This window comes from Streptomyces sp. H27-H1 (genome assembly GCF_026627445.1).
Taxonomy (GTDB): domain Bacteria; phylum Actinomycetota; class Actinomycetes; order Streptomycetales; family Streptomycetaceae; genus Streptomyces.
Genome location: NZ_JAPNLJ010000063.1, coordinates 25,093 through 37,476 on the forward strand (window position 1 = coordinate 25,093; position 12,384 = coordinate 37,476).

Consider the following 12,384-nt stretch of genomic DNA (forward strand, 5'->3'; position numbering starts at 1 on the left):
CGTGAACCCGTAGGGCACCCGAACTCCCGGACCAGGCCGGCCTGGCGGTCGGCCGTGTCTGGTCCGGCCCCGGTGCGGCGGGAAGTTCGGCTCGGTTCGTGGGAAAAGACGTACAACCCTCGGGCGGGGTCACGGGTCTAGGTCTTCGTTCAGCTCGTCAGCACTCGGGGGATCCATGCGTCACCGTTTGACCTCAGCCATCGTGATCGCCGCAGCGGCGATCGGAGGGCTGGCCGCGCCGGGGATGGCTCGGGCCGGCTCCCCCGCTGCCTGCCCGGAGGGGATCTCCACCACCCGCGAGGGGGCCGTCCTGGTCAAGGGGACGGTGGACAGTCCGGATTCCGCGGTCGTCCATCTGCGGGACAAGAAGACGGGTCTGCGCGTCGCGTCCATCGACAAGTGGAAGGTGGTGCCCGTAAGCGTCGACCCCGCCGGCGACCCGCACCACCGGGAGAGGATCTCCGAGCCGGTCGAGCTGCCCGACCTCGGGATCTACACGATCGAGGTCGGCGGCGAAGCCGAACCCACCGTCTGCGGGGACTTCGACTACCGGCTGCGCTCCGAGGTGGCTCACGCCGCCACGCGGGGCACGGTGTCCCTCGACCACCTCACGACCAACGTGTCGGCCGACCTGACGACCTTCGACCCGCGGACCCGGACGAGCTCCCCGCTCAAGAACACCAAGGTCACCCTCTCCACCGACCGCACCTCCCAGGAGGTGACCACGGACGCCCAGGGCCACCTGGCCTCCCCCTTCACCTTCCGGGGCACGGAGGCGTCGACCGAGGTGCGCGTCGGTGTCCGGGCCACCCCCGAGATGGACCCCGAGGAGCACCCTGCGACCGCGGTCGCGGTCCGCCAGAGGGCCGAGATCCTCCTCGACAGCCAGTCCGAGAGGATCTGGGCGCACTACGGATCGATCGCGAAGCTCACGGGCAAGGCCCTCAAGATCGCCCCGGACGGCACGCGCAAGCCCGTACCCGAGGGCACTCCTCTGCTCGACGGTGCGAACGGTGCGACCACGACGGGGGCGGACGGCCGGTTCGAGCGGCAGGTACGGATCCTGCGCGAGGACGAGAGCACCACGTGGGTGAACGGGGAGTCCTATCCCTGGCTGGAGAGCACGCAGGCCGGCACGGACGTCGAGCTCGTCGCCGTCACCTCCTTCCAAGGAGTCGGCGCCACGATCGACGCCGCGCGGCGCGCGACGTTCACCGGGAGCCTGGACCGCAAGCCCGGCGTCGCCAGGCAGAGCGCCGAGGTCGAGATCCAGTACTCGTCCGACGGCCGGACGAACTGGACCACGCGCAAGGTGTTCACCGCGGGCTTCAGCTCCGACCCGTTCCACCAGACGGTGCCGGGCGAGACCAACGGCTACTGGCGGCTGCGGTACCCCGGTGAGGCCCTCGTCCTGGGCACGGCCGGCGAGCCGCTGCGCCTGTCCCGGACGGTGACCGCCTTCAAGACCTTCGACGCCGCCCCCGAGCCGCTGCGCAAGGGCCAGGGCTTCGCCATCAAGGGCAAGCTCCAGCACGGGACCCCGGCAAAGGCCTACGGCGGCCAGACGGTGCTCTTCTACTTCCGGCCCGCCGGCACCGAGGCGTTCACGTACAAGGGGCGGGCGAAGACAGTCAAGGACGGCACCTTCGTCCGCAAGTTCACCGCCGACACCACCGGTACCTGGATCGCCCGCCACCGCGACGCCGACGGCACCCACTTCGCCGCCGAGAGCCGCCAGGACGAGCTCCCGGTGAACTAGCCCGAACGGGGACGGGCGGCAGGAGGGCGGCAGCCCGGCTACGGGGGTGGCGGGCTGCCGGTCACACGACCGGCCTAGCCACCCGTCCTCGTACGGGGCTCCGACAGCAACCCGAAGACCGCGCCCTGGTTGTCGGCGACCACCGCGATGCGCCCGTACGGGGTGTCGAAGGGGTCGGCGGTGACCCGTCCGCCGAGGCGTTGCACCATCGCCACCGACTGGTCGCAGTCGGGGACGGCGAAGTACGCGAGGAAGTGCGCGGGCATGATCTCGGGGAAGGCCTCGGTGATGAGGCTGCGCCCCAGGACGGCGGTGTCCGATCCGGGCGCGCGGCCGGGCGGGGACCAGACGCGGTACTCGATGCCCGACTCGGCGTCGTTCTGGTCCTCGGGGACGTAGCCGAAGACCTTGGCGTAGAAGACGTCCACGGCGTCGCGGGCCCGGGTGTACACCTCGGACCAGCAGTACGTGTAGGGCTCCTGCTGGGCGTCGAAGCCGTGGTGGGTGCCGGGCTGCCACAGCCCGAAGACGGCCCCGCCGGGGTCGGCGGCCATCGCGGCGGTCCCGTAGGGGCCCACGGGCATGGGGTCCATCACCATCTGGCCGCCGGCGGCGCGGATGCGCTGGGCGCAGGCGTAGGCATCGGTGGTGTAGAGGTAGATCCCCCAGACGGTCGGCATGCGGCCGTCGGGCTTGGGGGCGAGGGCGGCGACGTTGCGGCCGCGGCTGTAGGCCTGGGTGTAGTGGCCGTACTGGGCTCCCGCACTGTCGGTGAAGGTCCACCCGAAGAGCTCACCGTAGAAGCGCTTGCCGGCTTCCACGTCCGGCAGGGAGGCGTCGACCCAGCAGGGTGAGCCTTCCGCGAATGCGGCCATGAGCCCGGTTCCTTCCGTTGTGCGGGGATGTGCGAGGGTGTGCACCCTCCGCGCACGATCCGCCTCGTTCGCCCAGCCATGTCCTCCGGATCATGATGTGCCCGAAAACTTGTCCACAGCCTGTTGATAAGACTATTCGGGGGACAAGGTGCGACCCGGCAGCGGCGCGCCCGGGGGCCCGCCCGGCCGGAATCGTTCGCGGTGAGGAGTCGGGTCGGGCTTATGCCCAGGCCAGGCGTCCCGTAGCCCCATTTGCAGGCGGCCGAATCGCGCCCCGATCACCCCTCGGTAAGCTGACGGCATGACAGGACAAGTACGCACCGTCGACGGCCGCGTTGCCGGCCGGCGCGGTCAGGCGACGAGGCAGAAGCTGCTCGACTGCCTCAGCGAGATGCTCAGCTCCTCGCCGTACCGCGACGTCAAAGTGATCGACGTCGCCCGCAAGGCCGGTACCTCCCCCGCGACCTTCTACCAGTACTTCCCGGACGTCGAAGGTGCCGTCCTGGAGATCGCGGAGCGCATGGCCAACGAGGGTGCGCAGCTCACCTCGCTGGTCGAGGGGCGCTCGTGGGTCGGCAAGGCGGGCTGGGTGGCGGCCGAGGAACTCGTCGAGGGTTTCTTGGACTTCTGGCGCCGCAACGACGCGATCCTGCGGGTCGTCGACCTCGGCGCGGCCGAGGGCGACAAGCGGTTCTACAAGATCCGCATGAAGATCCTCAACTCCGTCACCAACTCCCTCACGGAGTCGATGAAGGAGCTGCAGGCCAAGGGCAAGGTCGACAAGGACACGAGTCCGGCGGCGATGGCCGGTTCGCTGGTCGCCATGCTCGCGGCGGTCGCCTCGCACCAGAAGGGCTTCCAGACCTGGGGCGTCAAGCAGGCGGAACTGAAGCCGAACCTGGCGCTCCTGGTCCACCTGGGCATCACGGGCAAGAAGCCCACGAAGTAGGCGGCGGACCCGCACCGGGTCCGCCGCCCTTCGCCCGGCCTGCGGCGCCCTGCCGAAGGCCTCACCATCCGAGGGACTTCCGCCGCGATCAGCGACGCTCCAGGCGGAACAACCGGATCTCGCGCTCGATGCGCGCCTGGTACGTCGCGTACGGCGGCCAGAACTTCAGCGCCGCCCGCCACGCCACCTCGCGCTCCTCACCCGCCAGCAGGCGGGCGCGTACGGCGATGTCCTGCCCCTTCCAACTCACGTCTGCTTCAGGGTTCTTGAGCAGGTTCCCGGTCCATGCCGGGTGTCCGGGGCGGCCGAAGTTCGAGCCGATCAGCAGCCAGCTCACGCCGTCCTGCTCCGGCATGCACGCGAGCGGGGTGGTGCGGGGCTCGCCGGTCTTGGCGCCCTTGGCGGTGAGGATCACGCCGGGGAGCATCTGGGCGCTGAGGATGACCTTGCCGCGGGTCAGCTTGTGCACCGCCTTGTCCATGGCGGGGATGACGTGCGGTGCGATCTTGGCGAACAGCAAGGTCGAGGAGACCTTCTGCATCAGCTTGACTCCGGGAGCCATCAGACGGCCACCTTCTCGGTCCGTGGGGCGGGGGCGGGTGTGGGGGCGGCGGGAGCGAACAGCCCGGCCGCTTCCGCGGCGTGCGCGCGCAGTCTGTGGACGGGGCCGAAGAGCAGTTCGTCGGCGGCCGCCCGCTTGAAGTAGAGGTGGGCGTCGTGCTCCCAGGTGAAGCCGATGCCGCCGTGCAGCTGAATCGCCTCGCCGGCGGTGATCCGTAGCGCTTCCAGGGCCTGGGCCAGGGCGAGTCCGCCCTGTTCCGGGTCCCAGGCGGCGTAGTAGGCGGCCGAGCGGGCCGCCTGGACCTGTACGTAGAGGTCGGCGAGGCGGTGTTTGACCGCCTGGAACGAGCCGATGGCCCGGCCGAACTGCTCGCGCTGCTGTACGTACTCCACGGTGCGCGCGAGCGCCTGCCCGGCCGCGCCGACCGCCTCGGCGGCCAGTACCGCGGCGGCGCCGCGTCCGGCGGATGCGAGGGCGCTGGTCACGTCGGCATCCTCGCCCCCCAGCAATTCCGCTTCGACGTCGCGGAGTTGGACACGGCCCTGCGGCCGGGTCTCGTCGAGGGTGGTCTGCCGCTCCCGTACGAGGCCGGGCGCATCCTCCCGTACGAGGAACAGCAGTGTCCGGCTGCGGGCGAACCCTCCCGCGTGCGCGGCCACGAGCAGCAGTGAGGCGCTGTGCCCGTCGAGCACCTGGGCGACCTCCCCGTACAGCCGCCAGCCGCCGTCCGCGGCGCGGGCCTGCACCCCACCGGCCCGCCCGCCGCCGGCCCATCCGCCCGAGGCGTTGTCCCCGGTCAGCGCGAGGGCGGTGGACAGGGCGGGACCGGGCACGGCGAGCGCGGCGGTGAGCCCGCCCGCCGCGAGCGGCGGGAGCAGGGCGGAGCGCTGGGCGGCGGTGCCCAGGGTGGTGACCAGCGGCGCGGCGAGCACGGCGGTGGCCAGCAGCGGCGAGGGCAGCAGCACCCGCCCGGTCTCCTCGCAGGCCAGGGCGAGGTCGGCGGGGGCGCAGCCGACACCGCCGTACTCCTCGGCCACGGCGATGCCGGGCAGCCCGAGCTGCTGGGCGAGCTGCTGCCACAGCTCGCGGTCGTGTCCGGCGGCGGTTCGCGCGGCGGACTTGACCGCGTCGGGGCCGCAGCGTTTGCCCAGGATCTCGCGCAGGGTACGGCGCATCTCATCCTGCTCCGCGGTGAAGGCGGCATCCATCGTCGGGCTCCTCCCGGGGGCACCTCCCGGCGGTGGCCGGAGGCTATCTGACGGGCCGTCATGTTAGGGCGAGCGACGCCATAAGCACAGGGGGCGGACCCTTCGAAGGTGATCCCCCGGCGGGGCGCGGCGGCCTCGCGGCGGCCGGGCCGCCCCCTCTAGCATCTGACGATACGTCAGTTGTACCGTCGCCCCATGCCTGTCACACCTGGACCCCTCTCCGCCACCGCGTCCACCACGCCGCCCCCCGCCCGCCGCCGGGGCGCCGTCGTCGGCGTCGCCCTCTCGGACTGCGGCCGGGTGGACGGCCCCACCCCGTACGCCCTGCACGCGCAGGCCGCCCGCCGGGCCCTGGCCGACTCCGGCCTGGACCGGTCGGTCATCGACGGCTTCGCCTCGGCCGGCCTCGGCATCCTGGCGCCCGTGGAGGTCGCCGAGTACCTGGGCCTGCGCCCCACCTGGGTCGACTCCACCTCGGTCGGCGGCTCGACCTGGGAAGTCATGGCCGCCCACGCCGCCGACGCCATCGCGGCCGGCCACGCCAACGCGGTCCTCCTCGTCTACGGATCCACCGCACGCGCCGACATCAAGGCCCGGCGCCGGACCTCGAACCTCTCCTTCGGAGCCCGGGGCCCACTGCAGTTCGAGGTCCCGTACGGGCACACGCTGGTCTCCAAGTACGCGATGGCCGCCCGCCGCCACATGCACGAGTACGGCACGACGCTGGAGCAGCTCGCCGAAGTCGCCGTCCAGGCGCGGGCGAACGCCGCCACCAACCCGGACGCGATGTTCCGCGACCCGATCACGGTCGACGACGTCCTGTCCTCCGGGATGATCGCGGACCCCTTCACGAAGCTGAACTGCTGCATCCGCTCTGACGGCGGCTGCGCGGTCCTGCTGGCCGCGGAGGACTACGTACCGGACACGGCCAAGGAGCCCGTCTGGATCCTCGGCTCCGGCACCTCCGTCTCGCACACCACGATGTCGGAGTGGGAGGACTTCACCGTCTCCCCGGCGGCGGTCTCGGGCCGCCAGGCCTTCGCCCGCGCGGGGCTCACCCCGGCGGACGTGGACCTGGCCGAGATCTACGACGCCTTCACCTACATGACCCTGGTCACCCTGGAGGACCTCGGCTTCTGCGCGAAGGGCGAGGGCGGCGCCTTCGTGGAGAAGGGCCGGCTCCTGCGGGACGGCGAACTCCCGGTCAATACCGACGGCGGCGGCCTCTCCGCCTGCCACCCCGGCATGCGCGGCCTGTTCCTCCTCGTCGAGGCGGTACGCCAACTACGCGGCGAGGCAGGCGCGGGCCAAGTACGCAAAGCGGGTGGAACCCTCCCACGGGTGGCCCTCACCTCGGGCACGGGCGGCTGGTTCTGCTCGTCGGGCACCGTCATTCTGGGCCGGGACTGATGTTCGGACCCGCCCTGCTGCGTAAGCTCCGGTGGGGCGCGGCGACCTCGGCATCACACGAGGACCGCGCCCGTTCGGGGATTTTCCAGCCATCACGGGATATGACTTGATATCGAACCTGCTGCGGCGCTCCCGCGCCGCTCTCGCCATCAGCGTCGCCACCGGCGCCCTCCTCACCATCGGCGCACCGGCCCAGGCGGCCACCGCACCGACGAACTCCGCTTCCGCGTCGTTCCTGATGGACGGCACCACGGGAACCACGCTCGCCTACAAGGCGGGTGACACGAAGCGCCAGATGGCCAGCACCACGAAGATCACTTCGGCCGTGGTCGTCCTCACCTCGCCTGGTCTCGACCTCAACAAGAAGGTCACCATCAAGCAGGAGTACCTGGACTACGTGGTCCGGGAGGGCGCGAGCACGGCCCACCTGAAGGCGGGCGCCACGCCCACCGTCCGCCAGCTGCTGTACGCGCTGATGCTGCCGTCGGGCTGCGACGCGGCCTACGCGCTCGCCGACACCTTCGGTTCCGGCTCCACCACGGCGGCCCGCACGGCGAACTTCATCGCGCAGATGAACGCCAAGGCCAAGAGCCTCGGCATGACCAACACCACGTACGACTCCTTCGACGGCATCTCGCCGACGGGCAACAACCTCACCACCGCGCGCGACCTCGCGAAGATGACCCGGTTCGCGATGCGCAGCAGCACCTTCAAGTCGATCGTCAAGACCAACACGATCAGCAGCGGCGGTACCTCCACCGACGCCGCGTGGTCGAACAGCAACCTGCTCATCAAGCCCGGTTCGGGCTACACGACCCCGGGCGCGATCGGGGTCAAGACGGGTACCGGCACGCTCGCGGGCCAGTGCCTCGTGTTCTCCGTGACCCGCAACGGCAAGACGATCATCGGCGTCCTGCTGAACGACAGCAGCCGCTACACCGACGCGGTCGCACTCACCAACTGGGCCGTCGGCCCGGCCACCGGCGCGGCCACGCTCCAGGACAGCACCACCAAGCCGATGCCGGACATCCTCGACTGATGCCGTAACGCCCGGACGCCCTGACGTACGGGAATCCACGGGGGCGCTCCACCCGACCGAACAGGTCGGGCGGAGCGCCCCCGTTCGGCGTTGCCGCGCCTTCTCCTGCTCTTTCTCCTTCTCCCGCTTCGCCCAGGTACCTAGTACTGCCAGCGGGGCTGCGTGCCGTCCATCCGGCAGTAGATCATCCGGCGGTTCGCGGCGTGGGTGGGGCGCCCGAGGTCGGCCTTGCGGCAGAACTGCCCCGCTTTGTAGCAGTTCCCGGCGTTGGACACGATCTCGCAGGCCTCACTCGGGGGCTCCTGCGGCGTCTTGCCGGCGACCGGGGGCTTCGCCGTACTGCGGCCGGGGGCCGGGGCCGGCCTCGGGTCCACGGGTGCCGGGGTCCGGGTCCGCGGCGGGGCCTGCGTCCGAGTCGGGCTCGGGGTCTGGGTCGGCGCGACGGAAGTGGGAGGGGGTGAGCTGACGGGAGGGGAGGTCGCCGGAGCGGAGATGACCGGTGCGGAGGTTACCGGTACGGAGGTGACCGGTACGGGGCTGGACGGGACGGCCGGGGCCCCACCACCCCCCGACGCGGGCCCACAGGCCATCACGACACCGGCAACCGCCAACGCGGCCAAGGTTCTTCGTATGACGCCGTTCTTCATTCGCACGTCTCCCCACCCTCACCCTTCAGCCTCACGTAAGGCACGTAAAGCCCACACACCGTAGTGACGGCGCGACCGCGTGGTGTTCGATTGGCCCATGACGAGCGACTCGAGCGACTTCCACACCACCCTGCACTCCCTGCGCGTCTGGGACGGCCCGCTGCCCTCCTTCGACACGGCCACCGCACCGGCCGATCCGCTGGAGCTGTTCCGGGAGTGGTTCACGCACGCCGCCAAGTCGGGCCAGCCCGAGCCGCACACGATGAGCCTGGCGACGGTGGACGCGGACGGGCGGCCCGACGTACGAACGCTCATGCTCCACGACGCCGACGAGCGCGGCCTGCACTTCGCCTCGCACTCCACCAGCACGAAGGGCCGCCAGCTCGCCGGGCAGCCGGCGGCGGCACTGGGCTTCTACTGGCCTGCGGTGGCCCGCCAGATCCGCATCCGGGGGCAAGTCACCGCGTGCGACGCGGCGGAGAGCCGAGCCGACCTGGCGGCCCGCACACGCGGGGCGCTCGCGGCGGCACTGACGGGCCGGCAGAGCGAGGTGCTGGCCACCCGCGAACAACTGGCCGCCACCGCGGCGGAGTCCTGGGCCCGGGCCGGCGCGGAGCCGGACGCCCCGGTGCCGACGTGGACCCGGTACGTACTCTCCCCCACGGAGATCGAGTTCTTCCAGGGAGACCCCAACCGCCTCCACACCCGCCTCCACTACACCCGCACCCCCACCACCCCCTGGACCCGCCACCTCCTGTGGCCCTGACCCACCCCCTTGGAGCTACGCCCCGAACTCCCCCAGCCACCATCGGGTGGGGCCCCTCCACCCGTCCGGCCCTCGAGAACCGGGTCCAGGGGGGCGAGGGTCCCGACGACACTCCGGCCAGCCCGACACCCCCGCCCGTCCGGCCCTCGAGAACCGGGTCCAGGGGGGCGAGGGTCCCGACGACACTCCAGCCTGCGCCAGCCGTCCGGCGTTTGAGGACCGGGGTCTGGGGCGGAGCCCCAGGATCCTTCAGCCCGCCCGACACCTCCAGCCCGTCCGGCGCTTGAGGACCGGGTCCGGGCCGAGCCCGGGGAACGGAGGAAGGGCGGGTAGGGGACTCCGCCCCGCAGGGCCGACCCACCCGCTGCCGCACCCCGACGTACGGGCCGCTGCCCGGCATCGCCGGACCCCAAAGCCCCCGGCCTGCCGGTCCAGCCGGTCAGACGGTCGAGGCGGTGAGACGGTCCAGCCGGTCTGTCGGTCAGGGCGGTCAGGCGGTCAGGCGGTCAGGCGGTCAGGCGGTCAGGCGGTCAGGCGGTCAGGCGGTCAGGCGGTCAGGCGGTCAGGCGGTCAGGCCACCCTCGGGGGTGAAGACCGCCACCCAGACCCCTTCCGCCGCCTCCCGGAAGGTCACCACCAGGTCCATGCCCACCCGCAGGTCCGCCCCTTCCCCACCCACGACCTCGGTCATCATCCGCGGCCCCTCCGCAAGATCCACCACGGCCGCCACATACGGCACCCGCTCCCCGAAGGGCGGCAGGTCGTTCCGATGGATCACCGACCACGTGTACAGCGTGGCTCGCCCGCTCGCCGTCTCCCACGTCACCCGGTCCTCGCCCGCCCAGCAGGCCGGGCAGAACTCCCGCGGATAGTGGTGCGCCTTCCCGCACTCCTGGCAGCGCCGCAGCAACAGCCGCCCCTCCGCCGCCGCGTCCCAGTAGGGCCGCGTGAAGTCGTCGATCTCCGGCAGGTCGAACCGCGCAGCCGTACCGGTTCCAGTACTCACGACACCACTCCTCCGGGACACAGCACCCATCCATCATCTGACGTTCCGTCAGTTCACCGGATCCCGCCCCATCCCACAAGCCCCCACCGAGTCCCACCCCGCCGGCCACACCCGGATCCACCCCGGGGCCACCCTCCAGGTCACACCCGGGTTCACCACCCGGACCACACCCGCGGGTCGCCACCCAGGTCCAACGCGGGGGCGCCACCCAGCTCCAACCCAAGGGTCACCACCCAGGCCGGACCCAGGGCTCACCACCCCTCCAGCCCAAGGGTCACCACGCGGGTCCAACTCCGCCCCACCCGGCAGATACACCACCCGGCCCAACTCCAGCCTCCACCCAGGTCCAACCCGGGCTCACCACCCAGGCCCACCCCCGGGCTCACCACCCCGGCCCGGCTCCAGCCCCCACCCAGGTCCACCACCCGGCCCCCGTCCACCCCCACCCAGATTCACCCCACCCGAGCCTCGATCGCCCCCACCGCACCCCACCTCATCCCACCCCCACCCCCACCCCCGTGATCGATCCGCAATCGATTCCCTCCTCGTCCGAGACCCACCGCTCCCGTACGGCGATACGCTCACAACCCATGCCCGGAGTCCCGACAGCACCCGACATGTCCACCCAGCCCCGACCGGTTTACGTGATCGGCGCCGGTCCCGGCGGCCTCGCCGTGGCCGCTGCGCTGCGCGCCCGTGGGATCCGGGTCGTGGTCGTGGAGAAGTCCGAGTCGGTCGGCGCGTCCTGGCGGCGGCACTACGACCGCCTCCACCTGCACACCACACGACGGCTCTCCTCCCTCCCGGGCCTGGCCATGCCGCGCCGATTCGGACGCTGGGTCGCACGCGAGAACGTCGTGCGCTACCTGGAGAAGTACGCCGAGTTCCACGAGCTGGAGATCGCCACCGGCATCGAAGTGACCCACATCGAGCCCTCCGTGACCTCGGACTCCCCCGACTCTCCCGGCTCCTCCGAGTCCTCCAGCGCCTCCGGCGCCCACGGCTGGACCGTTCACGCCACCGGCGGCCGCGTCATGGCGGCCCGGGCGGTCGTGGTCGCGACCGGGTTCAACCACACCCCCGTCATCCCCGACTGGCCCGGCCGCGACACCTACCCGGGGCCCCTCGCCCACGCCGCCGAGTACCGCAACCCCACCCCTTACACCGGCCAGGACGTCCTCGTCGTCGGCGTCGGCAACACCGGCGCCGAGATAGCCGTGGACCTCGCCGAAGGCGGCGCCGCCCGGGTCCGGCTCGCAGTACGCACGGCTCCGCACATCCTGCGCCGCTCCACCGCCGGCTGGCCGGCCCAGCGGACCGGGATCCTCGTCCGACGGCTTCCCGTCCGGCTCGTCGACCGGCTCGGCGCGATCGCCGGCAAGCTCTCGGTCCCGGACCTGTCCGCGTACGGGCTCCCGCGCCCCACCGTCGGCCTGTACAGCAGGGTCAAGCAGGGGTCGATCCCGATCCAGGACGTCGGCCTGATCGACGCGGTGCGCGCCGGCCGGGTGGAGCCCGTGGCCGCCGTCGAGTCCTTCGACGGAGCCGAGGTGGTCCTCGCGGACGGCTCCAGGATCACCCCGGACGCCGTGATCGCGGCCACCGGCTACCGCCGCGCCCTGGAGGGACTGGTCGGCGACCTCGCCGTACTGGACGACCGCGGCCGCCCCCGCACCCACGGCGCCCACACCCCGCCCGAAGCCCCCGGTCTCTACTTCACCGGCTTCACCAACCCCATCAGCGGCATGTTCCGCGAACTGGCCCTGGACGCCGCGAAGATCGCGAAGGCCATCGCCCGCACGTCCCGCGACGACGCATAGGGCGCGCCTCTCGGCTGGGGCCGGGGCGGACGGCCGGCCGTTCGCCCCGCAGCCCGCAGGCCCCGTACGCCCCGTACGGCCCCCATACCCCGCCCGAAGCCCCCGGCCTCCACTTCACCGGCTTCGCCAAGCCCATCAGCGGCGCACTCCGCGAACTCGCCCGCCCTGAAGGCCGGGACGATCGCCGAGCCCACCCCCCGCACATCCCGCGCACAGCACTAGGTCCTGTCTGGAGTCCGGATCGCGAGTTCGGTAGATCGCCTGCGCGTGGAGGCCCGGTCTTGATAGGCCATCAGTCATGGCGCGAGGCGATCTCACCGACGAGCAGTGGACTCTGATCGAG

The 12,384-nt window shown here is 71.9% G+C and carries 11 protein-coding genes; 6 read left to right on the forward strand and 5 right to left on the reverse strand.

What is annotated here, in order from left to right; genetic code table 11:
• Positions 1 to 187: 187 nt before the first annotated feature.
• Positions 188 to 1,759, forward strand: a complete 1,572-nt coding sequence (locus tag OTB20_RS37385; protein WP_267824397.1) for a hypothetical protein — start codon at positions 188 to 190, stop codon at positions 1,757 to 1,759.
• 74 nt (positions 1,760 to 1,833) lie between these two features.
• Here OTB20_RS37385 and OTB20_RS37390 read toward each other — a convergent pair whose 3' ends face one another.
• Positions 1,834 to 2,634: a VOC family protein gene (locus tag OTB20_RS37390; protein ID WP_267824398.1), complete on the reverse strand. Its 801-nt coding sequence runs from the start codon at positions 2,632 to 2,634 to the stop codon at positions 1,834 to 1,836.
• A gap of 301 nt (positions 2,635 to 2,935) precedes the next feature.
• On the opposite strand from OTB20_RS37390, the gene OTB20_RS37395 reads away from it, so the two are divergent.
• Positions 2,936 to 3,583 carry a TetR family transcriptional regulator gene (locus tag OTB20_RS37395; RefSeq protein WP_267824399.1) on the forward strand — a complete coding sequence of 216 codons (648 nt, stop codon included), beginning with the start codon at positions 2,936 to 2,938 and terminating at the stop codon, positions 3,581 to 3,583.
• Positions 3,584 to 3,671: 88 nt separating this feature from the next.
• Here the strand turns inward: OTB20_RS37395 and OTB20_RS37400 are convergent, their stop codons facing one another.
• Together OTB20_RS37400 and OTB20_RS37405 are read right to left on the reverse strand one after the other, a co-directional pair.
• Positions 3,672 to 4,145: a nitroreductase family deazaflavin-dependent oxidoreductase gene (locus tag OTB20_RS37400; protein ID WP_267824400.1), complete on the reverse strand. Its 474-nt coding sequence runs from the start codon at positions 4,143 to 4,145 to the stop codon at positions 3,672 to 3,674.
• Entirely contained in the window at positions 4,145 to 5,353 is a 1,209-nt protein-coding gene (locus OTB20_RS37405; RefSeq protein ID WP_267824401.1) for an acyl-CoA dehydrogenase family protein, read from the reverse strand. Before OTB20_RS37405 ends, OTB20_RS37400 begins: the two co-directional genes overlap by 1 nt.
• Before the next feature lie 195 nt (positions 5,354 to 5,548).
• On the opposite strand from OTB20_RS37405, the gene OTB20_RS37410 reads away from it, so the two are divergent.
• Positions 5,549 to 6,763 (forward strand): acetyl-CoA acetyltransferase, encoded by a 1,215-nt coding sequence (locus OTB20_RS37410; RefSeq protein WP_267824402.1) that lies wholly within the window; start codon positions 5,549 to 5,551, stop codon positions 6,761 to 6,763.
• 106 nt (positions 6,764 to 6,869) lie between these two features.
• Positions 6,870 to 7,802, forward strand: coding sequence for a D-alanyl-D-alanine carboxypeptidase family protein (locus OTB20_RS37415; RefSeq protein ID WP_420716570.1), 933 nt, complete (start codon positions 6,870 to 6,872; stop codon positions 7,800 to 7,802).
• 140 nt (positions 7,803 to 7,942) lie between these two features.
• On the opposite strand, the gene OTB20_RS37420 is transcribed toward OTB20_RS37415, so the two are convergent.
• Positions 7,943 to 8,176, reverse strand: a complete 234-nt coding sequence (locus OTB20_RS37420; protein ID WP_267824404.1) for a hypothetical protein — start codon at positions 8,174 to 8,176, stop codon at positions 7,943 to 7,945.
• Between the two features lie 370 nt (positions 8,177 to 8,546).
• On the opposite strand from OTB20_RS37420, the gene OTB20_RS37425 reads away from it, so the two are divergent.
• The gene (locus tag OTB20_RS37425) at positions 8,547 to 9,215 is read left to right on the forward strand and encodes a pyridoxine/pyridoxamine 5'-phosphate oxidase (RefSeq protein WP_267824405.1); all 669 of its coding nucleotides are present in this window, start codon (positions 8,547 to 8,549) and stop codon (positions 9,213 to 9,215) included.
• Between the two features lie 562 nt (positions 9,216 to 9,777).
• Here OTB20_RS37425 and OTB20_RS37430 read toward each other — a convergent pair.
• Positions 9,778 to 10,221, reverse strand: coding sequence for a Zn-ribbon domain-containing OB-fold protein (locus OTB20_RS37430; RefSeq protein WP_267824406.1), 444 nt, complete (start codon positions 10,219 to 10,221; stop codon positions 9,778 to 9,780).
• A gap of 617 nt (positions 10,222 to 10,838) precedes the next feature.
• Here OTB20_RS37430 and OTB20_RS37435 point away from each other — a divergent pair.
• Entirely contained in the window at positions 10,839 to 12,041 is a 1,203-nt protein-coding gene (locus OTB20_RS37435; RefSeq protein ID WP_267824407.1) for a flavin-containing monooxygenase, read from the forward strand.
• Positions 12,042 to 12,384 lie beyond the last annotated feature (343 nt).